Origin of the sequence: Streptomyces sp. NPDC047981, assembly GCF_040653315.1 — a bacterium.
Lineage (GTDB): Bacteria > Actinomycetota > Actinomycetes > Streptomycetales > Streptomycetaceae > Streptomyces.
Window position 1 is genome coordinate 193,843 of record NZ_JBEZNQ010000002.1, and the last position, 21,409, is coordinate 215,251.

The window sequence follows — 21,409 nt, forward strand, 5'->3', positions numbered from 1 at the left end:
TTCGTTTCGTTCATGGCCGAACTGTCACACTGGCCCGCATGCGCATACCCCTCCCCCGGCCCCGCAGCCTCGCCGGCCAGCTCTTCGCGATGCAGGTCGTGCTGGTGGCGGCGATCGTGGCCGGGTGCGCGGTCTTCGCCTACGTGACCGATCGATCCCAGGCCGAGGAGACCGCGCGCCGCCAGTCCACCGCGGCCGCGACGGCCGTCGCCGCCTCCCCCTCCGTGACCCAGGCGCTCCGCTCGCCGAACCCCACGGCCCTGCTCCAGCCGTACGCCGAGTCGGTACGGAAACGGACCGGCGTCGACTTCGTGGTGGTCATGTCACCGGACGGCACGCGCTGGTCGCACCCCGAGGGCGTCGAGATCGGGCGCACGTACCGGGGCCACATCGAGCCGGCGCTCCAGGGGCGGACCTTCTCCGAGACGCACATGGGGGTGCTCGGGCGCTCGGTGCGGACGATCACGCCGGTGTACGAGGAGGGGAAGGTCGTCGCCCTGGTCAGTTCGGGCATCACCATCCAGAAGATCAGCGAGCAGGTACGGAAGCAGGTCACGGCCCTGTCGGGGATGGCGGGGGCTGCCCTGGCGGTCGGCGGAGCCGGTACGTACGTGATCAACGCACGGCTGCGGCGCCACACGCACGGGATGAACGCGACCGAGCTGAGCCGGATGCACGACTACCACGAGGCCGCGCTCCACGCGGTGAGCGAGGGTCTGGTGATGCTGGACGGGCAGCGCAGGATCGCGCTCATCAACGACGGGGCTCGGGAGCTGCTCGGCCTGGACGCGGAGGTCGTCGGCCGGTCGGCGGCCGAGCTCGGCCTGCCGGTCTCGCTCACCACGGCGCTGCTCGCCTCGGAGCCGCGGGTGGACGAGCTGCATCTGACGGCGGAGCGGGTGCTCGTGGTCAACACCCGGCCGGTGGTCGGCGGGGAGCGCAGGGGTACGGTCGCGACGCTCCGTGACCGCACCGAACTCCAGGCGTTGACGGGCGAGTTGACGTCCGAGCGGGGGTTCACGGAGGCGCTCCGCTCGCAGGCGCACGAGGCGGCGAACCGGCTGCACACGGTCGTCTCGCTGATCGAACTCGGCCGGGTGGAGGAGGCGGTCGGCTTCGCGACGGCGGAGCTGGAGCTGGCCCAGGCGCTCACCGACCGGGTCGTGGAAGCGGTCGGCGAACCGGTGCTCGCGGCGCTGCTCCTCGGCAAGGCGGCGCAGGCCAACGAGCGGGGCGTGGAGCTGACCCTCACCGAGGACAGCCGCATCGACGACGGGCTCCTGCCGCCGGAGATCCCCTCGCGGGACCTGGTGACGATCCTCGGCAACCTGATCGACAACGCGGTGGACGCGACGAGCGGCACCCCGCACGCGCGGGTCGCGGTCACCGCCCGCACATGCGAGGGTGAACTCCTCCTGCGGGTCGCCGACACCGGGCCCGGGGTCGAGGAGGGCGACCGGGACGCGGTCTTCGACCGCGGCTGGTCCACCCACGGCCCCGCCAGGGGCCTCGGCCTGGCTCTGGTCCGGCAGGCGGCCACGCGCGCCTCGGGCACGGTGACCCTGGCGGACACCCCCGAGGGCGGCGCGGAGTTCACCGTACGCCTGCCCCTGGCGCAGCCCCTGCCGAAGCCGCGACCGCAACGTCAGACACAACCGCAGCCGCGGCCGCGGCCGCAACCCAGCGATCCCGAGTCGGAGGTGTCCCTGTGAGCACGAGCAGCAGCCGGAGCGGCGACCAGGGCATTCGCGTACTGGTGGTCGAGGACGACCCGGTCGCCGCCGACGCGCACGCGCTGTACGCGGGGCGGGTGGCCGGGTTCACCGTCGTCGGGGTGGCGCACTCCCGGGCTGCCGCCGTGCGGGTCCTCGACCGTACGCCGGTCGACCTCATCCTCCTCGACCTCTATCTGCCCGACGGCCACGGCCTCCAGCTGCTCCGCGCGCTGCGCGCCGGCGGGCACTCGGCCGACGTCATCGCGGTGACCTCGGCCCGCGATCTCGCGATCGTGCGCGAGGGCGTCTCCCTCGGGGTCGTCCAGTACGTGCTGAAGCCGTTCACGTTCGCGACCCTGCGGGACCGGCTCTCCCGATACGCCGAGTTCCGCGCGGCGGCGGGCGAGGCGTCCGGTCAGGACGACGTCGACCGCGCCCTGGCCGCGCTGCGCGCCCCGCAGCCCGCCTCGCTCCCCAAGGGCCTGAGCGCACCGACCCTGGAGGCCGTCACCCGTACCCTGCGGGGCGCCGACGAGGGACTGACCGCGACCGAGGCCGCCGCGGCCGTCGGCATCTCCCGGATCACCGCGCGCCGCTATCTGGAACACCTCGTCACCGACGGGCGCGCGGCGCGGGCGCCGCAGTACGGTCAGATCGGCCGGCCGGAGCTGCAGTACCGCTGGATCTCGACGGGCGTCCGCTGACCGGACACCCGTCGCCTGTCACCGAACCGGTGGGTGATCATTACGGATGGTTACCACCGGGTTCCCATGTTTCTACGACATCTGGCCTTGGGCGAACGCACCGTAGCCACTGGTCACGTTACGCATCTAGCGTGACGGCGTGCACCACTCCCCTCCCCCTCCCCCTCCGTTCAACGCGCTCGCGGCGCGCCGCCTCCGTGAGGGTCTCGGTATGGCGCCGGGCCATGTCGCCTACGGCCTGCGCGCACAGTACGGACTCGCCGTCGCCCCCGAGACGGTCATCGCCTGGGAACGCGGGCGCCTCGCACCCTCCGCCCAGGAGCTCACCGCCCTCGCGGGCGTCCTGTGGTGCGCCCCGGGCGAGCTGATCGCCGACGCCACGACGCTGCGCGAGCACCGGATGGCCCGCGGTCTCCCGTCCGACGAACTCGCCCGGCGGGTGGGCCTGGACGGCCCCGGCTATCTCCGGATGGAGGAGTCGGGCCGCTGGCGCGGCAACGAACGCCAGACCGCCGCCCTCGCCGAGGTCCTCGGCCTCGGGCCCCGCGAACTGGTGCAGGTCACCGGCCGGGCCGACGAGCTGGCGGCGCTGCTGCGGGACGCGGCGACGACGCGCTGGCAGGCGTACGTGCGGCCGGTGGTGAAGCTGCTGCCGCTGCCCAAGCGGATCCTGGAGTCGGCGCTCCAGCGGCTGCACACCGACTACCACGCCAAGATGGCGGCCACGAGCAGCTGGGGCGCCTCGGGCGGCAGCGGCGACGCGGGCCGGGAGTACCTGGACGGCATCGTGGCCCACTTCTGGGACGCCGTCGGCCCCTGAGCCCGGACGCCGGACCCTAGGGTGGTGGCGTGAGACGACACGTACCCTTCGAGCATCTCCACAACTTCCGTGACCTGGGCGGCTATCGGACCGCCGACGGCGGCACGGTCCGCTGGCAGCTCCTCTACCGCGCCGACTCCCTGGCCAAGCTGCGCGGCCCCGACCTGGGCGGCTTCGGCGCGCTGGGCGTGCAGACCGTGATCGACCTGCGCTACCCGTGGGAGATCGAGGCCAAGGGCCGGCTCCCGGAGACCCCGGAGACCCACGGGATCGCCTGGCACAACCTGAGCATCGAGCACCGCCCGTACGACCAGGCGGAGATCGATCCCGACGTCGACCCGTGGCGCTACCTCGCCGACCGCTTCGCCGAGGTCGCGGCCGACGGCGCGGCCGAACTGCGCGAGGCCCTGGAGGTCGTCGCGGCGGCGGACGGTCCGCTGGTCTTCCACTGCGCCTCAGGGAAGGACCGTACGGGTCTGCTCGCCGCGCTGCTGCTCGGGCTGCTCGACGTCCCCGACGAGCAGATCCTCGACGACTTCGCCCTGACCGAGCTGGCCACCGCGCGTCTGGTCGCCGACTGGCACGCCGCCCACCCGGGGCGCGAGCTGCGCTGGCCGGGCTACGGCCGCGCACCGGCGGAGATCATGCGGCTCGTCCTCGCGGACCTGCGCGCCACCTACGGGTCGGTGTACGGGTACGTCACCGGTCACGTCGGTCTCGACCCGGCCGTGGTCGAGGCGCTGCGCGAGCGGCTCGTGGAGCCGGCACCGCTCCCGGACCGGTCCTAGGAGTGTCTAGCGGCGGTCGAAGCTGAAGAGCTGGCCGGCGGCGTCGGCACGGCAGGGCGCCTGGGCCAGCTTCGCCCACTCGGCGGCCCGGTCGCCGACGACGGTCACGCAGGCGTCCGGGGTCGCCGAGCCTGCGGGGACGATGCGGTAGCCGGTGACCGGGCCGCCGAAGGGTTCCAGGCGGAACGTTTCGACCCGGCTCGTGTTCCCGCACTCGGAGTCCTCGAACGCGGCGTCCGCGATCCGGCCGCCGGAGGGGATGCCGGAGCAGCCGGGGCCGTAGTCCGGGTGGTCGGAAACGATTCGCCACTCGCCCGCGCCGAGGTCCTTGAGCGCATAGCGGGGAACGTCGGCGCCCGCGCAGGGGCGCTGGTGGATCTGGCCGCTGCGGCCGCCGCGCCGCTCGTTCAGACAGAGGTCGGAGCCGATCACCCGGATCTGCACGTCGCCCTCGGCGGGCGCGGTGACGGTCTTCGGCCGGTCGCCGCTCCCGTCGGTCACGAGGGCGCCGACCAGGCTGACGGCGGCGAGGACGAGCCCGGCGACGGCGACGACCGCGACGAACCCGCGCCGGAGCCGGGACGGGGGGCCGGAGGACTCTTCGTCGGGTCCCGCGCCCGTCCCGGCACCGGAGCCGATCCCGGCACCGGTGGCGGAGCCGGGTCCGGCCGCGTGTGCGGTCTCCTCGGGCCTCGGCCAGGATGTGCACGCGCCCACCGCGCCTTCGCCCTCCGCAATCGGATCCGCCGCGCCTTCGTCCGCCGCGCCGTCGTCCTCCGCGCGCGGTTCCACCGCCACCGTCCCCGCGTACACCCCCCGTACCGCCAGTTCCTTGCGGACGCTCTGCCAGGTCTCCAGCTCCCCGGGGGCCACGCCACAGGCGCGCGCGAAGGTCGCGAGCAGCTCCTCGCGGGGGACGGTCGAGCGGGCGAGCATGTTCGCCACGGTCGAGCGGGGCAGGACCTCGCCGAGCGCCTCCGCGCGGGCGGACAGCTCGCGGTAGGTCAGCCCGGACCAGTCCTTGAGCTGCTGCAACAGGGCGATGAACGACGGGGCGTCGGTGGCCTCGCGCGGGTCGGGTGCGCCGCCCCCGCCGGCCGTTCCCTCGGTCATGCGCACTCCCCGCCCCTCCCCCGGACCGGGTTGGGACATGTCCGGGACAGCCCCAAGCCTTGTTGATCCGCCTGTTCAACTCAAGAGTGGAAATCGGCAATTCCGGTCAGGGGCCGGAAACGCCACGGGGGAAACCCACGGGGGAACCGGGGGACCCCACGGGGGAATCACGGGGGAACGCGAAGGGCCCCGATCGTCCACGGGGGGACGATCGGGGCCCTTCACCGGAACTCGGGACCTCTTCGGGACCTTGGTCCCGGACGGCCGGGTCAGAAGACCGACTCGGCCTCGGACATACGGCTCTCCGGCACGGTCTTCAGCTGCGTCACGGCCTCGGCCAGCGGCACCATCACGACGTCCGTGCCGCGCAGCGCCGTCATCCGGCCGAACTCGCCCCGGTGCGCTGCCTCCACGGCGTGCCAGCCGAAGCGGGTCGCGAGCACCCGGTCGTACGCGGTCGGCGTGCCGCCGCGCTGGACGTGACCGAGGATGACGGGCCGGGCCTCCTTGCCGAGGCGCCGCTCCAGTTCGACCGCGAGCCGGTTGCCGATGCCCTGGAAGCGCTCGTGACCGTACTGGTCGATCTCGCCCTTCTGGTACTCCATGGAGCCCTCGGCGGGGTGCGCGCCCTCGGCGACGCAGACGACGGCGAACTTCTTGCCGCGCGCGAAGCGCTCCTCGACCATCTTGACCAGGTCGTCGACCTGGAAGGGCCGCTCGGGCAGGCAGATGCCGTGGGCACCGCCGGCCATGCCGGACTCCAGCGCGATCCACCCGGCGTGCCGGCCCATCACCTCGACGACCATCACGCGCTGGTGGGACTCGGCGGTGGTCTTCAGACGGTCTATGGCCTCCGTCGCGACGCCCACGGCGGTGTCGAAGCCGAAGGTGCGGTCGGTGGAGGAGATGTCGTTGTCGATCGTCTTCGGTACGCCGACCACGGGCATACCGGCGTCGGAGAGCATCCGGGCGGCGGTCAGGGTGCCCTCGCCGCCGATCGGGATGAGGACGTCGATGCCGTAATTCTTCGCCAACTCCGGTGCGGACTCGGCGGCTTCGGCCAAGCGGTTGCGCTCCAGGCGGGCGGAGCCGAGGATGGTGCCGCCGCGGGCGAGGATGCCGCTGACCGCGTTGAGGTCGAGCGGGCGGACATGTCCGTCGAGGAGACCCTTGAACCCGTCCTCGAAGCCGATGACTTCGTCGTCGTGGCCGGTGAGCGCGCGGTGCACGACCGACCGGATCACTGCGTTCAGGCCAGGACAGTCGCCGCCTGCGGTGAGAACTCCGATGCGCATCGTGCTGTGTCTCCTGCTCGGTAGTGGTACATGTGAGCTCTGTCGATTCTCACACGCCCGGCGAGACACCCGCGCTCCCGGCTACTCCGCGCGCCGGACTTCTGAGGCCTTTCGTCCCGTTTTCCAGGCCGTTCGGCCGCCCTGCGTCCTAGTCACCCCCAGAGGTATTGTCAAGGGGGTATCGCCACCCTCACGGGGTTTTTTGAACACACTCGGTTGACGAGACCGGGCGGACAGGACTGGACAGGAGCCACGGCGTGACGCGCAGCGTGTACGTGACCGGGATCGACCGCGGAGACGGCCGGCAGGTGGTCGAGCTGGGAGTCATGGAGCTCCTGACCCGCCAGGTGGACCGGGTGGGGGTGTTCCGGCCGCTGGTCCACGACGGGCCCGACCGCCTGTTCGATCTTCTGCGGGCGCGTTACCGCCTCACCCAGGACGCGTCGACGGTCTACGGCATGGACTACCACGAGGCCTCGGCGCTCCAGGCCGAGCAGGGCACCGACGAGCTGGTCTCCCGGCTCGTCGACCGCTTCCTCGCGGTGGCCCGCGACTACGAGGTCGTCCTCGTCCTCGGTACGGACTTCGCCGCCACCCAGCTCCCCGACGAGCTGGCGCTCAACGCGCGCCTGGCCAACGAGTTCGGCGCCTCGGTGATACCCGTGGTCGGCGGCAAGAACCAGACCGCCGAATCCGTACGGGCCGAGGCCCGCAACGCCTTCCGGGCGTACGACGGGCTCGGCTGCGACGTCCTCGCGATGGTCGTGAACCGGGCGGCGGGCGAGGACCGGGCGGCCATCGCCGAACGGCTCGGCGCCCGGGTCCCCGTGCCCTGCTACGTGCTCCCCGACGAGCCGGCGCTCGCGGCGCCCACGGTCGCCCAGATCACCCATCACCTGGGCGCCTCGGTGGTCCTCGGTGACGACGCGGGTCTGGCGCGCGACGCGCTCGACTTCGTCTTCGGCGGCGCGATGCTGCCGAACTTCCTGAACGCGCTGACCCCCGGCTGCCTGGTGGTCACCCCCGGGGACCGCGCCGACCTCGTCGTGGGCGCGCTCGCGGCGCACTCGGCCGGCACCCCGCCGATCGCCGGCGTGCTGCTCACCCTGAACGAGAGGCCCAGTGCGGAGATCCTGACCCTGGCGGCCCGGCTCGCGCCCGGCACGCCGGTCATCTCCGTCCCCGGCAACAGCTTCCCGACGGCCGCCGAACTCTTCTCGCTCGAAGGCAAGTTGAACGCGGCCACGCCCCGCAAGGCGGAGACGGCGCTCGGGCTCTTCGAGCGGCACGTGGACACCGCCGATCTGCTGAAGCGGATCTCGCTGGCCCGCAGCGGCCGGGTGACGCCGATGATGTTCGAGCACGAACTCCTGGAGCAGGCCCGCGCCGACCGCCGCCGGGTGGTCCTCCCCGAGGGCACCGAGGAGCGGGTGCTGCGCGCGGCCGACGTGCTGCTGCGGCGCGACGTCTGCGACCTGACCCTGCTCGGCGACGTCGAGGTCATCCGCAAGAAGGCGGCGGACCTCGGCATCGACCTGTCCTCGCCGGCCACCCAGCTGATCGACCCGCAGACCTCCGAGCTGCGCGACGGCTTCGCCACGAAGTACGCGCAGCTGCGCGCCCACAAGGGCGTGACGGTGGAGCTGGCGTACGACGTCGTCTCGGACGTCAACTACTTCGGCACGCTCATGGTCGAGGAGGGGCTCGCGGACGGCATGGTCTCCGGCTCGGTGCACTCCACGGCCGCGACGATCCGCCCCGCCTTCGAGATCATCAAGACCAAGCCGGAGGCCTCGATCGTCTCGTCCGTCTTCTTCATGTGCCTCGCCGACAAGGTGCTCGTCTACGGCGACTGCGCGGTGAACCCGGACCCGGACGCGGCGCAGCTCGCGGACATCGCCGTGCAGTCGGCGGCCACCGCGGCCCGCTTCGGCGTCGAGCCGCGGATCGCGATGCTCTCGTACTCCACCGGCACCTCGGGCTCGGGCGCGGACGTCGACAAGGTCCGCGAGGCGACGAAGCTGGTCCGGGAGTCCCACCCGGAGCTGCGGATCGAGGGGCCCATCCAGTACGACGCGGCCGTCGAGCCGTCGGTCGCCGCGACCAAGCTGCCGGGTTCGGAGGTGGCGGGCCAGGCGACCGTGCTGATCTTCCCCGACCTCAACACCGGCAACAACACCTACAAGGCCGTGCAGCGTTCGGCCGGCGCCGTGGCGGTCGGCCCGGTCCTGCAGGGTCTACGCAAGCCGGTGAACGACCTCTCGCGCGGCGCGCTCGTCAGCGACATCGTCAACACGGTCGCCATCACGGCGATCCAGTCCCAGGTCCCCCAGGAGCCCACGGCATGACCTCCCCCACGCGTGTCCTCGTCCTCAACTCCGGTTCCTCGTCCGTGAAGTACCAGCTCCTCGACATGAAGGAGCACACCCGGCTCGCGGTCGGCCTGGTCGAGCGCATCGGCGAGGAGACCTCCCGGCTCGTCCACACCCCGCTCCAGGGCGGCGGCGGTGAGAAGCGCGAGCGGACGGGGCCGATCCCCGACCACGCGGCGGCCCTGAAGGCAGTGGCCGAGGAGCTGACGGCGGACGGCCTCGGCCTGGACTCCCCCGAACTGGCCGCCATCGGCCACCGGGTGGTGCACGGCGGGCTGCGGTTCACCGCGCCGACCGTGATCGACGAGGAGGTGCTCGCCGAGATCGAGCGGCTCGTGCCGGTCGCGCCGCTGCACAACCCGGCGAACCTCACCGGGATCCGTACGGCGATGGCGCTCCGCCCCGACCTGCCGCAGGTCGCGGTCTTCGACACCGCGTTCCACACGACGATGCCGGAGTCGGCGGCCCGGTACGCGATCGACGTGGAGACGGCGGACGCGCACCGCATCCGGCGGTACGGCTTCCACGGCACCTCGCACGCCTATGTGTCGCGCGAGACGGCGAAGCTGCTCGGCAAGGAGCCGGCGGAGGTGAACGTGATCGTGCTGCACCTGGGCAACGGAGCCTCCGCCTCCGCCGTCCGGGGCGGACGGTGCGTGGACACCTCGATGGGGTTGACCCCGCTGGAGGGCCTGGTCATGGGCACCCGCTCGGGCGACGTCGACCCGGCGGTGACCTTCCATCTGAAGCGGGTGGCGGGGATGTCGGCGGACGAGATCGACACGCTCCTGAACAAGAGGTCGGGGCTCGTCGGGCTCTGCGGCGACAACGACATGCGGGAGATCCGGCGCCGGATCGACGAGGGCGACGAACGGGCGGCGCTCGCCTTCGACGTCTACATCCACCGGCTGAAGAAGTACATCGGGGCGTACTACGCGGTACTCGGGCGGGTGGACGCGATCGCGTTCACGGCGGGTGTCGGCGAGAACGCGGCCCCGGTGCGGGAAGCTGCGATCGCGGGCCTGGAGGAGCTGGGCCTGGCGGTGGACGCCGACCTCAACGCCGTACGGTCCGACGAGGCCCGGATCATCTCGCCGGAGTACGCGCGGGTGGCGGTCGCCGTGGTGCCGACGGACGAGGAGTTGGAGATCGCGCGCCAGAGCTACGACCTGGTGGCCCGGTAGGGGTCCTCACGGGCCGTCGTCGGGCGCTCCGGAAGTGAACGCCTGAGCGACCCCGCGCCCATTTGTACTTTCCACCAGACGGAATATTCCGCAGTGAAACAAACCGATAGGATCCGCCTCATGCGCCGTTCCAAAATCGTCTGCACGCTGGGCCCCGCCGTCGACTCGTACGAGCAGCTGAAAGCGCTCATCGAGGCCGGTATGAACGTGGCCCGATTCAACATGAGCCACGGGACCCAGGCAGAGCACCAGGAGCGGTACGACCGTCTCCGCAGGGCGGTGGCGGACACCGGCCGCGCCGTGGGCGTGCTCGCCGACCTCCAGGGCCCCAAGATCCGTCTGGAGACCTTCGCGGAGGGTCCCGTCGAGCTGGTGCGCGGTGACGAGTTCACCATCACCACCGACGACGTCCCGGGCGACAAGTCCATCTGCGGCACCACCTACAAGGGCCTGCCGGGTGACGTCTCCAAGGGCGACCAGGTCCTCATCAACGACGGCAACGTCGAGCTGCGGGTCGTGGAGGTCGAGGGCCCGCGGGTGAAGACCGTCGTCATCGAGGGCGGTGTCATCTCCGACCACAAGGGCATCAACCTGCCCGGCGCCGCGGTCAACGTCCCGGCCCTGTCCGAGAAGGACGTCGAGGACCTGCGGTTCGCCCTCCGGATGGGCTGCGACATGGTCGCCCTCTCCTTCGTCCGCAACGCCGACGACGTCAAGGACGTCCACAAGGTGATGGACGAGGAGGGCCGCCGGGTCCCGGTCATCGCCAAGGTGGAGAAGCCGCAGGCGGTCGAGAACATGGCCGACGTGGTCGCCGCGTTCGACGCCGTCATGGTCGCCCGTGGCGACCTCGCGGTGGAGTACCCGCTGGAGAAGGTCCCGATGGTGCAGAAGCGCCTCGTGGAGATGTGCCGCCGCAACGCCAAGCCGGTCATCGTCGCCACCCAGATGATGGAGTCGATGATCACCAACTCGCGCCCCACCCGCGCCGAGGCCTCCGACGTGGCCAACGCGATCCTGGACGGCGCGGACGCGGTCATGCTCTCCGCGGAGTCCTCCGTGGGCGCCTACCCGATCGAGACCGTCAAGACGATGTCGAAGATCGTCGCGGCGGCCGAGGAGGAGCTGCTCGCCAAGGGCCTGCAGCCGCTCGTGCCCGGCAAGAAGCCGCGTACGCAGGGCGGTTCCGTGGCCCGCGCGGCCTGCGAGATCGCGGACTTCCTGGGCGGCAAGGCACTGATCGCCTTCACCCAGTCCGGCGACACCGCGCGCCGTCTGTCCCGCTACCGGACGATCCAGCCCATCCTCGCCTTCACCACGGACGAGTCCACCCGCAACCAGCTCACCCTGAGCTGGGGCGTGGAGTCCTTCCTCGTCCCGTTCGTGGAGACCACGGACGCGATGGTCGACATCGTCGACGCGGAGCTGCTGAAGCTCCAGCGCTACGGTTCGGGCGACACCATGGTCATCACGGCCGGCTCGCCCCCCGGCGTCCCGGGCACCACGAACATGGTCCGGGTCCACCACCTCGGCGGCGACAAGGCCTGACGCCCCCGCGGCACACGACACGACGAGGGCCCCCGTCCGGACGACCGGACGGGGGCCTCGTCATGTGCGGCTCCCGGATGGGCTGGGGGTGGTGCGGGTCAGCTGGGCTCGACCGTGTTGCGCAGGCCGGGGACCTTGAGGGTGCCGCCGAACTGGCCCGCCTGGATGACCTCCACGTTCGTGAAGAAGGCGAACGGGACGTCGAGCGGCGGCGGGGTCTGCGGGTTGAAGGTGATCGGGATCAGGCCGAAGAGGTTGCCCTTCAGCTGCTCCGTGTACATGGTCACCGTGCCGTTGCGGATCGTCGACGTCGAGCCCTTGTCGGACCGGACGTGGCCCGTGTAGCCCGGCTCGTGCACCGTGAGCTGGTGCAGGTCCTTGATGTCGACCTCGCTCGCGGTGAACTTCAGCGCCTTCTTGACCTTGCCGCTGCCGGTCTTGACCTCGACGATGCCGTGGTACTTCAGCCCCTTCAGCGTGAGCAGGCTGCTCTCCAGCTTCCACGGCTCGTCCGGCAGGAGCGGGATCCCCGGCTCCAGTTCGGCCGCCGCGAGCGCCTTGGGGTCGGGCTCAGGGCAGGGGAAGCGCGGCTTGGCGCCGTCGGGTATCGCCTCGTCCTTCTTGGCGTCGAGACCCTTGGCGTCCTCCGGCAGCTCCTCGACCTTCTGACCGGCCTCCTCGGCGGCCTTCTCGATGGCGGCCTTGGTCTTGTCGACCGGGCCGTCGGTGGAGTCGGCCTTGCCCGCGTCGGGTTCGGTCGTCGAGGGCTTGGTCGGGGCCGTGGTGGCCGTCGGCGCGGGCTTCGCCGGCTTGGTGGCCGTGGCGGAGGGCGTCGGGGTGGCCGTCGGCGTGGGGTTCGGACCGTCGAAGAAGTCCTTGATCTTGTCACCGAGGCCCAGCGGGTCGAGCGGGTTGACGCTCGTCGTCGCGGTGGGAGTGGGCGTCGGCGCGGGCGACTTCTCCTGCGTGGCCTGCTGCTCCGTGGTGGCCGTCGCCGACGGAGTGGCGGTCGGCTTCGGGGACGCGTCGCCCTCGCCGCCCTCGCCGGTCTCCGGCTCGGGCGACTCGCTCGCGCTCGCGCTCGCCGTGGGCTTGGGCGTCTCGGCGGGCTTCGTCGGCTCCTCGGTCACCGGCTCGTCGGAGCGGGTCACGCACGGGCCGGGCGCGAAGGGGATGTCCTTCTCGTCGGCGACGGCGAGCCTGGGCGCCATACCCATGCCCATCAGTACCGCGGTCGGCATGGCGGCCAGGGCCATGGCCTTGCCCGCGGGTCCCTGGATCTTGTTCAGCAGCGACTTGCGCGGAGCCGCGTGCCGCGGACCGCTGCGAGCCAGAGTGGCGCCGTCCGCAGCCGCCGCCGACTGCGCCGACTGTGTGTCGTCACCCCGCACTGTTCCTCCCGCCGTTGGCGTCGATCGTCGATTCGGTCGCCTGCGCACCGGGACCCGCCTGCGGGTCCGGCTCCTCACCGGCGCGCTGCTCCGGGACCGGGGCCTTGCCGAAGTCGACCGTGCCGGTCGTCTCCGTCGCCTCGGTGCCGTGCTGCTGACCGTCGTGCTCGTGCTCGTCCGCTCCGGCCTCCGTACGCTCGCCGGCCGGCTCGGCCGACGGCTGCGCGGTCTCCTCCTCCACCGGCTTGCCCGGGGCCCACGCCACGGAGAGTCCGCCGCCGACCAGGGCGAGCAGGAAGCCCATGAAGAAGCCGCCGAGGTTGGAGACCGGGATGGAGACGAGTGCCAGGACGATCGCCGCGACGCCCGCGAACACCCGGACGATGGGCTGGAACCACATCGTCAGACCGAGCGTCACCAGAAGCACGCCGATGATCAGGGCTCCGGCGCCGCCCGTGGTCGCCATCGCGATCGTCATGTTGCCGAGTCGCAGGTCGGCGTACGGGAAGTAGGCGATCGGTACGCCGCCGATCATGGTGAACAGTCCGGCCCAGAAGGGACGGTTGCCCCGCCAGTCGCGGAAGCGGCGCACGCTCTCGGTCGGGACTCCGCGGGAAGCAGTGGACTCGGCGCTCATGGAAAACAGCTCCCTGGAAGCGGTGTTGCGATGAGAAGTGGAGAAAGTGGACTTGAGGCCGGGAACGGGCGGGGCCGTACGGAACGAGTCGACGGCCCGCGCCCGCCGGGCATTGCTGCCGGATACCGCACCGAGTGACTACTCGGTGAAGCACTCCTTGGTGCCCTTGTGCAGCTTCAGGCTCAGGTTGCTGAGCTTGAAGGTTCCGGCAGTGGTCGCCCACGCCTTCTGCTCCACGTTGGTCAGCGTCGCCGTCTCGGCGCGCTGCGAGAAGCCGTACGGGTTGGCCTTCGTACCGGGCTGGATGCCCGGCTTGCCCTCGGACTTCGGGAGCGAACCCGCGGCCACACCGATGTCGATGTTGCCGAACTCGGCGTCGGCCTTCAGCGAGGAGACATCGAGGTAGATGTCCTTCGCGTAGACCGGCTTCTTCGGGTCGGTGCCGGCGCGCAGCTCCAGCGAGACGTTGCCGATGAACGGCACGTCCGGCGTCACCACGGACTGGCACATGTTGCTGATCCAGGCCTCGGAGAAGCCCGAGACACCGACCGGCTCAGCGAACGGCTTGCCGTGCAGGTCCTTACCGGCGGCCACGCTGCCGTACTGGACGAAGTCCTTGCCGACAAGGCTGTCGGCCTTCACCTTGAACTCCTGGCCGGAGATGCTGAAGGACGCGGCGAGCGCGCCCTGAGCCAGGCCGACACCGATCGCGGCCGTCGCGGCCACACTCGGCACCATGACGACGGCGAACCGCTTCCATCTGGTCCCGCCACGAACCTGGGACTTCATGAGAATCCTCCTTCTCGGACGTACATCTCCGGATGGGCCCAGGGCCCGTCCTGGGATGGGAGAAGTGCTACGTCCTCGGGAAGGAGCGCCGAACACCGGGCGCGCGGAGCGTCCGACTTCACCGGCGATCACCCCCGAGCGACAACCACTGGCCACGCCTTGCGCGCAACCTCTTGGACAGGCCCTGCCGGTACGAGCAGGAACCCCCCTGTCCACGGCCGACGCCACTGCCGTCGGCCCGCTCGGTGGGGACCCTCCGCCGCGGACCCGGATGGTTGCCGGGGTGGTGCGGTATCGGACCGAGCGTCGCCGATCGTGGTCCATTCCGGGCGCCCGCACAAGGGGGTTCGTTACTCGCTAGTAACGGACGGATAACCTCGCCACGACAGCGCGATGCCGCGTGGCCACACAGGGTGCAGCCCGCGGCATCGGCAAAGCGGGAAGAGTATGCGGAAACCCGGACACAATCACGGGTTCGATTTACTGCAAGTAACAGCGGCCGCGATTACCAAGTTTTGGTAAAGCGCGGCCGCGTCATGTCGCAATGTCGCCGGATCGGCGCGCCCTCCCGGGGGAGGGAAAGGGTCAGAACAGCACCCGGGCGAGGGCCTGTCGGGCCGCCGTGACCCTGGGGTCCTCCGGACCGATCACCTCGAAGAGCTCAAGCAGCCGCAGCCGCGCCGCGTCCCGCTCCTCGCCCGCCGTGCGCCGCACGGCGTCCACGAGCCGGCCGAAGGCGTCCTCGACATGACCGCCCACCAGATCGAGATCGGCGGCGGCGATCTGGGCGGCGGAGTCGGCCGGGTTGTCGGCCGCGTTCTTCCGCACCTGCTGCGGGTCCATGTCCTGGACGCGGGCGAGAAGTTCCGCCTGCGCCAGGCCCAGCTTCGCCTCCGGGTGACCGGGGTCGTCCGCGAGCACGTTCTTGTACGCCTGGACGGCGCCGGCCAGATCACCGGCGTCGAGCGCCGACATGGCCGCTTCGAGCAGGGCGTCGTAGGGGCCTGCGGGCACCGGGGCCTGGGCGGCCGCGCCGTCGGACTCGGCGTTCGGGTCGACGGCGATACCGGTGAGGCCGAAACGCTCCTCGCCGACCTGGATCAGCTGGTCCAGGGTCTGGCGGATCTGGGCCTCGGGGGCCGCGCCCTGGAAGAGCGGCAGCGCCTGGCCGGCGACCACCGCGAAAACGGCCGGAATTCCCTGGATGCCGAACTGCTGCATCAGCATCTGGTTGGCGTCGACGTCGATCTTGGCCAGCAGGAAGCGGCCGTTGTACTCGACGGCCAGGCGCTCCAGGAGGGGGCCGAGCTGCTTGCACGGCTCGCACCACTCGGCCCAGAAGTCGATGACGACCGGGACCTCGGCCGAGCGCTGCAGGACGTCGCGCTCGAAGCCGGCCTCGTCGACGTCGATCACCAGGGCAGAGGGGGCGACGGCCGCCGCGCCACCCTGCCGGGCGGCCTCGGCGCGCGCCTGCTCCGCCTTCGCCTTGGCCTCACCGGCCGCCTTCACCGCGGCGAGGTCGACGACGCCGCTCATGGACATGTTTCTGGGCTGCATGAGTACATCCTCCCCCTTCCGCGCGCGTAACCGGTACGTCATGGCTGAACCGTGCACCACGGTGCACGGCTCTCGTTCGTTTTCGCGCCCGGGTCCCCACCCGGCGCATGTGGTTGTCGCTCAAGGCCGGTCCAGCCTTTCGCTACGGGTCGTAGCGTAACTGTCCCGATCCACCGGGGGGAAGGGTTCCCCGGTGAACTGGCTCACATCACGGGCCCCTGGCGCAATACCTACCGGCGGGTATGGTCGATCCCCATGTGTAAGCGCATCAGCCCCCGCACCCGTACCGGACGCCCGCGCAGCGCCGAGGCCGATACGGCGATCCTCGACGCGACCCGGGCCGCGCTGGTCGAACTGGGCTGGTCGAAGCTGACGATGGGCGATGTGGCGAGCCGCGCGGGGGTCGCCAAGACCACCCTCTACCGACGCTGGGCGAGCAAGAACGAGCTGGTCGTGGACGCCGTCGCGGTCCTCTTCGACGAACTCGAACTCCCCGACCTCGGCTCCCTCAAGGCCGACATCGAGAACGTGGTCCTGCAGTTCGCCGCGCTCCTCCAGCGCCCCGAGACCAAGACGGCGCTGATGGCGGTCGTGGCGGAGTCCACCCGGGACGAGCCGCTGCGCGAACGCATCCGCACCTCGATCGTCGACCGGCAGAAGCGGCTGGTCCTCGAAGGCCGCCAGCGCGCCCAGGAGCGCGGTGAACTCCCGGACGACCGCGACCCCGGCGCGGTCGGCAGCACCGACGACCTGATCTTCGACGTCATCGCGGGGGCCGTCGTCCACCGCGCCCTGGTGAGCGCGGAACCGGTCGACGAGGCATGGGTGCAGCGCTTCACGGCCCTGCTGATCGGCGGCCTGGGCGCGGCGGCGGCCGCGTCCTAGGCTCGCGGGCCCGGCACCGGCCGACGGGTCACCCCCTAGGGTGAGGCGTCGTGACGATCTCTCTGAACAGCGCCGTGCGCGCACTTCTGGACGGCACCAACCCAGCGATCCTGGCCACCGTCCATCCCGACGGCTCCCCGCAGACCTCGGTGGTCTGGGTGGGCAGGGACGGCGACGAACTCCTGATCTCCTCCCAGGCGGGCCGCCGCAAGGTGCGGAACATCGAGGCCGACCCCCGGGTCAGCCTGACCCTGTACGACAGCGAGGACCCGCAGCTGTACGCCGAGATACGCGGTACGGCCACGGTCACGGAGGACGTCGGGCGGGCGCTCGCGGTCTCGCTCGACGAGCACTACGAGGGCCCGGGCGCCGGCCAGGACTACCTCGAACTGCCGCCGGAGGTGGTGCGGGTGGTCATCCGCGTGACGCCGACGAAGGTGGTCGGCACGGCGACGCGGTAGCGCGTACGCGAAGGGGCGGTACGGAAGTCCCGTACCGCCCCTTCGCGCTGTCCTCGCGGCTAGAAGCCCGGGGGCTCGGTGTAGACGCCCCACTCCTCGCGGAGCACGTTGCAGATCTCTCCCAGCGTGGCCTCGGCGCGGACCGCGTCGAGCATCGGGGCGATCATGTTCGAGCCGTCACGGGCCGCCGCCAGCATCGCGTCGAGCGCGGCCTTCACCTTGGCGTCGTCACGGCGGTCCTTGCGCTCGCCGAGCACCCGGACCTGCTCCCACTCGACCTCGTGGCTGACCCGGAGGATCTCCAGGTCGCCGGTGACCGAGCCGTGGTGGACGTTGACGCCGACGACCCGCTTGTCGCCCTTCTCCAGGGACTGCTGGTACTGGAAGGCGGACTCGGCGATCTCGCCGGTGAACCAGCCGTCCTCGATACCGCGCAGGATGCCGGAGGTGATCGGACCGATCGGGTGCTGCCCGTCCGGGTGCGCCCGGCGGCCGCGCTCCTTGATCTGGTCGAAGATCTTCTCGGCGTCGGCCTCGATGCGGTCGGTGAGCTGCTCCACGTACCAGGCGCCGCCGAGCGGGTCGGCCACGTTGGCCACGCCCGTCTCCTCCATCAGCACCTGCTGGGTGCGCAGCGCGATCTCGGCGGCCTGCTCGCTGGGGAGGGCGAGGGTCTCGTCGAGGGCGTTGGTGTGCAGCGAGTTCGTCCCGCCGAGGACGGCGGCGAGCGCCTCGACCGCGGTCCGTACGACGTTGTTGTACGGCTGCTGCGCGGTGAGCGAGACACCGGCGGTCTGGGTGTGGAAGCGGAGCCACTGGGCCTTGTCGGTCTTGGCTCCGTAGACCTCCTTCATCCAGCGCGCCCAGATCCGGCGGGCGGCGCGGAACTTGGCGATCTCCTCGAAGAAGTCGAGGTGCGCGTCGAAGAAGAAGGAGAGGCCGGGCGCGAAGACGTCCACGTCGAGCCCGCGCGACAGACCCAGCTCCACGTAGCCGAAGCCGTCGGCGAGGGTGTACGCGAGCTCCTGCGCGGCCGTCGCCCCGGCCTCGCGGATGTGGTAGCCGGAGACGGAGAGCGGCTTGTAGGCGGGGATGCCCTGGGCGCAGTGCTCCATCAGGTCGCCGATGAGGCGCAGGTGCGGCTCGGGCTGGAAGAGCCACTCCTTCTGCGCGATGTACTCCTTGAAGATGTCGGTCTGGAGGGTGCCGTTGAGCACGCCCGGGTCGACACCCTGGCGCTCGGCGGCGACCAGGTACATGCAGAAGACGGGCACGGCGGGCCCGGAGATGGTCATCGAGGTGGTGACGTCGCCGAGCGGGATGTCCTTGAAGAGGACCTCCATGTCGGCGGCGGAGTCGATGGCGACGCCGCAGTGGCCGACCTCGCCGAGCGAGCGCGGGTCGTCGGAGTCGCGGCCCATGAGGGTGGGCATGTCGAAGGCGACCGAGAGCCCGCCGCCGCCGGCGGCCAGGATCATCTTGTACCGCTCGTTGGTCTGCTCGGCGTTGCCGAAGCCGGCGAACTGCCGGATGGTCCAGGTCCGGCCGCGGTAGCCGGTGGGGTGCAGACCCCGGGTGAAGGGGTACTCGCCGGGCCAGCCGATGCGCTCGAAGCCCTCGTAGGTGTCGCCGGGCCGGGGGCCGTAGACGGGCTCCACGGTGTCGCCGGAGAGCGTGGTGAAGTCGGCGTCGCGCTTGCGGGCCTTGTCGTACCGGGCCTGCCAGCGGCGGCGGCCCTCTTCGATGGCGTCAGCGTCCATGCTTCAAATTTACTAGGACGTCCTAGTAAATGTCGATGGCAAACCTCCGCACATCCGTGCGGAGGTTCAGGCTTCCTGTCGGATCAGGCCTTGGCCGGGGCCGGCTGCGCGCCGTTGACCAGCGGGAGCGTCTCGCGGACGACCTTGCGCTCGACGAAGAAGGCGGCGAAGGGGATCGTCCCGGACAGCAGCACCCACAGGAGCTTGCCGAACGGCCACTTCGCCTTGGAGCCCAGGTCGAAGGCGAAGATCAGGTAGATGATGTAGAGGACGCCGTGGGTCTGGGAGACCGCGAAGGTCACGTCCTCGCCCATGTCGAACCCGTACTTGAAGACCATGCAGGTGCACAGCACGAGCAGCATGACGGCGGTGATGTACGCCATCACGCGGTAGCGGGTCAGCACGCTGGATTTCATGCCGTCGAGCGTAACGGCACGTTCCGGGCGATCTTCGGGCGGGTGGGAGCTCGCGCTCGGGACGCGGTCGGGAGCGCTCGGGACGCGTGCACGGGCCTGCCGGGGCCCCGCGCTCGGGCCCGGCGCTCAGGCCCGGCGCTCAGGCCCGGCGCTCAGGACTCGTCGAAGTCCTCGGCGGAGACCCGCAGCGGGCGGAGCATCGCGAAGATCTCGGCGCACTCCTCGGCGTCGTAGACCCCGAGGCCGAAGTCCATCTCCATCAGGTCGCGGGTGGCCGCCTCGACCACCTCGCGGCCCTTCTCGGTGATCGAGGCGAGGGTGCCGCGCCCGTCGTTCGGGTTGGGCCGCTTGTCGACCAGGCCGGACTTGACCAGCCGGTCGACGGTGTTGGTGACCGAGGTCGGGTGGACCATCAGCCGCTCGCCGATCTTCGACATCGGCAGCTCGCCGGCCTTGGAGAAGGTGAGCAGGACGAGGGCCTCGTAGCGCGCGAAGGTCAGTCCGTACGGCTTGACGACGGCGTCGACCTCCGCGAGGAGGATCTGATGGGCGCGCATGATCGAGGTGATCGCGGCCATCGAGGGGACCGGCCCCCAGCGCTTCTGCCAGAGTTCGTCGGCGCGGGCGATGGGATCGAAGGGGAGACTGAGCGGCTTCGGCACGCGTCGACCTTACCCACTGGTCACATGCCGGTCAGCCCCGTCTCGCACTTCGGTCGCCCGCACTTCGAGCACGACCGCGACGAGGCAGAGCGTGCCGAGGACGCCCGTGGCGGCGACCACGAGGTGGACGGGGAGGAACTCGGCGGCGAGCCCGGCGCCGGCAATGCCGACCCCCTGGGCGGTCATCATCCCGGCGGTCATCAGTGTCATGGCCCTCCCCCGCCGCTCCTCGGGGACGGCGGCGACGAACCAGGCGTCGAGGCCCAGGGTGTACGCCCCGGTGAGGCCGGCGAGCGCGAGGGCGAGGCCCGCGAGGGCGGCCCCGGGCTCGACGACGTAGAGCAGATACGGCAGGACCCCGACGAGCACGAGCGGGTACACGAGCCGGGAGCGGGTCGCGGGACCGAGCGCGGACCCGGCGAACAGCTCGCCCGCGATCGTGCCGACGGGCAGGGCGCACATCAGCAGCCCGAGCGCGGCGGTGGAGACGCCGGCCTGGTCGGCGTAGGGGGCGGCGAGTGCCTCGGGGACTACGGCGAAGAGGGGCGGCGCCCAGAACATGAGCATGAGGGCGCGGACGCGGCGGTCGCGCAGGAGCGCGAGGTTGCCTCCGCGCTTCTCCGCCTTCCCGGCCCCGCGGGCGGGCCGCCTCCGCGTCCCGAGCCGCAGGAGGAGGGCGGAGGCGAGGAAGGTGCCCGAGGTGATGGCGATCGCGCCGCGCGGGGCGACGACGGTGAGGAGCAGGCCGCCGACGGCGAAGCCGGTGAGCAGGGCGCTCTGGGAGACGATCCGCAGGAGGGAGCGGCCGAGGACGAAGAGGTCGCCCTCGCCGAGGATGTCGGCGAGGGTCGCCATCCGCGTCCCGTTGAAGACCGGCGCGACGGCGGCGACGACGCACCGCAGCACCAGCAGCCCGGCGACCGGGGTGGCGGGCAGCACCATGAGCGCGACGCACCCCGCGCACACCAGGTCGCAGACGACGAGGACCCGGCGCGGCGGGTACCGGTCGGCGACACCGGCGAGGAGGGTGCCGCCGAGGAGGTAGGGCAGGAAGCCGAGGGCGAAGGTGAGCGCGGAGAGCAGCGGCGAGCGGGTGAGCTCGTAGACGAGCACGGTGAGCGCGATCTCGCTGACGACGACGCCGAGCAGCGAGAGCAGGTGCGCGCCGAAGACGACCCGGAACTCGGCGACGGCGAAGACGGCCCGGTAGCCGGGGGTACGGGCGACCCGCGGCTCGGCTGCGGAGTCGGCCCCGGGCTCGACGGCCCCGGCGGCGGCCCGAGCCGGCCCGGGGGCGGCGGGACCGGGC

Annotated in this window: 19 protein-coding genes; 9 read left to right on the top strand and 10 right to left on the bottom strand. The window is 71.4% G+C overall.

Annotated features, from left to right (window positions below):
- Nucleotides 1–38: 38 nt before the first annotated feature.
- The 4 genes from AB0E14_RS02705 to AB0E14_RS02720 all read left to right on the top strand — a co-directional run bounded on the left by AB0E14_RS02705 (nt 39) and on the right by AB0E14_RS02720 (nt 4,027).
- Nucleotides 39–1,712, top strand: coding sequence for a sensor histidine kinase (locus tag AB0E14_RS02705; RefSeq protein WP_362410780.1), 1,674 nt, complete (start codon nt 39–41; stop codon nt 1,710–1,712).
- On the top strand, nt 1,709–2,419 hold the full coding sequence (locus AB0E14_RS02710) for a response regulator (protein ID WP_362410783.1): 711 nt from the start codon (nt 1,709–1,711) through the stop codon (nt 2,417–2,419). Before AB0E14_RS02705 ends, AB0E14_RS02710 begins: the two co-directional genes overlap by 4 nt.
- Nucleotides 2,420–2,630: 211 nt before the next feature.
- The gene (locus AB0E14_RS02715) at nt 2,631–3,239 is read left to right on the top strand and encodes a helix-turn-helix transcriptional regulator (RefSeq protein ID WP_362410855.1); all 609 of its coding nucleotides are present in this window, start codon (nt 2,631–2,633) and stop codon (nt 3,237–3,239) included.
- 29 nt (nt 3,240–3,268) lie between these two features.
- Nucleotides 3,269–4,027, top strand: a complete 759-nt coding sequence (locus AB0E14_RS02720; protein WP_362410786.1) for a tyrosine-protein phosphatase — start codon at nt 3,269–3,271, stop codon at nt 4,025–4,027.
- 6 nt (nt 4,028–4,033) lie between these two features.
- Here the strand turns inward: AB0E14_RS02720 and AB0E14_RS02725 are convergent, their stop codons facing one another.
- On the bottom strand, nt 4,034–5,140 hold the full coding sequence (locus AB0E14_RS02725) for a helix-turn-helix transcriptional regulator (protein WP_362410789.1): 1,107 nt from the start codon (nt 5,138–5,140) through the stop codon (nt 4,034–4,036).
- A 269-nt stretch (nt 5,141–5,409) separates the two neighbouring features.
- A complete protein-coding gene (locus tag AB0E14_RS02730) occupies nt 5,410–6,435 on the bottom strand; it encodes an ATP-dependent 6-phosphofructokinase (RefSeq protein WP_362410792.1) in 1,026 nt (341 codons plus the stop codon).
- Nucleotides 6,436–6,692: 257 nt separating this feature from the next.
- Here AB0E14_RS02730 and pta point away from each other — a divergent pair, with 257 nt between their 5' ends.
- From pta to pyk, 3 genes are all read left to right on the top strand, one after another.
- Nucleotides 6,693–8,783: a phosphate acetyltransferase gene (gene pta / locus AB0E14_RS02735; protein ID WP_362410795.1), complete on the top strand. Its 2,091-nt coding sequence runs from the start codon at nt 6,693–6,695 to the stop codon at nt 8,781–8,783.
- The gene (locus AB0E14_RS02740) at nt 8,780–9,991 is read left to right on the top strand and encodes an acetate kinase (protein WP_362410798.1); all 1,212 of its coding nucleotides are present in this window, start codon (nt 8,780–8,782) and stop codon (nt 9,989–9,991) included. The genes pta and AB0E14_RS02740 overlap by 4 nt, the downstream gene beginning before the upstream one ends.
- A 120-nt stretch (nt 9,992–10,111) precedes the next feature.
- Nucleotides 10,112–11,539, top strand: a complete 1,428-nt coding sequence (gene pyk / locus AB0E14_RS02745; RefSeq protein ID WP_362410801.1) for a pyruvate kinase — start codon at nt 10,112–10,114, stop codon at nt 11,537–11,539.
- A 98-nt stretch (nt 11,540–11,637) separates the two neighbouring features.
- Here the strand turns inward: pyk and AB0E14_RS02750 are convergent, their stop codons facing one another.
- The 4 genes from AB0E14_RS02750 to AB0E14_RS02765 all read right to left on the bottom strand — a co-directional run bounded on the left by AB0E14_RS02750 (nt 11,638) and on the right by AB0E14_RS02765 (nt 15,916).
- On the bottom strand, nt 11,638–12,930 hold the full coding sequence (locus AB0E14_RS02750) for a hypothetical protein (protein ID WP_362410804.1): 1,293 nt from the start codon (nt 12,928–12,930) through the stop codon (nt 11,638–11,640).
- On the bottom strand, nt 12,920–13,567 hold the full coding sequence (locus tag AB0E14_RS02755; RefSeq protein WP_362410807.1) for a DUF6114 domain-containing protein: 648 nt from the start codon (nt 13,565–13,567) through the stop codon (nt 12,920–12,922). Before AB0E14_RS02755 ends, AB0E14_RS02750 begins: the two co-directional genes overlap by 11 nt.
- A 138-nt stretch (nt 13,568–13,705) precedes the next feature.
- Nucleotides 13,706–14,356 (bottom strand): DUF6230 family protein, encoded by a 651-nt coding sequence (locus tag AB0E14_RS02760; protein WP_362410811.1) that lies wholly within the window; start codon nt 14,354–14,356, stop codon nt 13,706–13,708.
- 585 nt (nt 14,357–14,941) lie between these two features.
- Nucleotides 14,942–15,916 carry a tetratricopeptide repeat protein gene (locus AB0E14_RS02765; protein WP_362410814.1) on the bottom strand — a complete coding sequence of 325 codons (975 nt, stop codon included), beginning with the start codon at nt 15,914–15,916 and terminating at the stop codon, nt 14,942–14,944.
- Between the two features lie 255 nt (nt 15,917–16,171).
- Between AB0E14_RS02765 and AB0E14_RS02770 the strand changes: the two genes are divergently transcribed.
- Nucleotides 16,172–16,801: a TetR/AcrR family transcriptional regulator gene (locus AB0E14_RS02770; protein WP_362410817.1), complete on the top strand. Its 630-nt coding sequence runs from the start codon at nt 16,172–16,174 to the stop codon at nt 16,799–16,801.
- 50 nt (nt 16,802–16,851) lie between these two features.
- The gene (locus AB0E14_RS02775) at nt 16,852–17,262 is read left to right on the top strand and encodes a PPOX class F420-dependent oxidoreductase (RefSeq protein WP_362410820.1); all 411 of its coding nucleotides are present in this window, start codon (nt 16,852–16,854) and stop codon (nt 17,260–17,262) included.
- Between the two features lie 59 nt (nt 17,263–17,321).
- On the opposite strand, the gene AB0E14_RS02780 is transcribed toward AB0E14_RS02775, so the two are convergent.
- The 4 genes from AB0E14_RS02780 to AB0E14_RS02795 form a co-directional block, all read right to left on the bottom strand.
- Entirely contained in the window at nt 17,322–19,022 is a 1,701-nt protein-coding gene (locus tag AB0E14_RS02780; RefSeq protein ID WP_362410823.1) for a methylmalonyl-CoA mutase family protein, read from the bottom strand.
- A gap of 83 nt (nt 19,023–19,105) precedes the next feature.
- Nucleotides 19,106–19,438: a DUF3817 domain-containing protein gene (locus AB0E14_RS02785; protein WP_362410826.1), complete on the bottom strand. Its 333-nt coding sequence runs from the start codon at nt 19,436–19,438 to the stop codon at nt 19,106–19,108.
- A 152-nt stretch (nt 19,439–19,590) separates the two neighbouring features.
- Entirely contained in the window at nt 19,591–20,100 is a 510-nt protein-coding gene (locus AB0E14_RS02790) for a MarR family transcriptional regulator (RefSeq protein ID WP_362410829.1), read from the bottom strand.
- A gap of 9 nt (nt 20,101–20,109) precedes the next feature.
- The coding region (locus AB0E14_RS02795) for an MFS transporter (RefSeq protein WP_362410832.1) at nt 20,110–21,409 on the bottom strand (1,300 nt) is incomplete at its 5' end.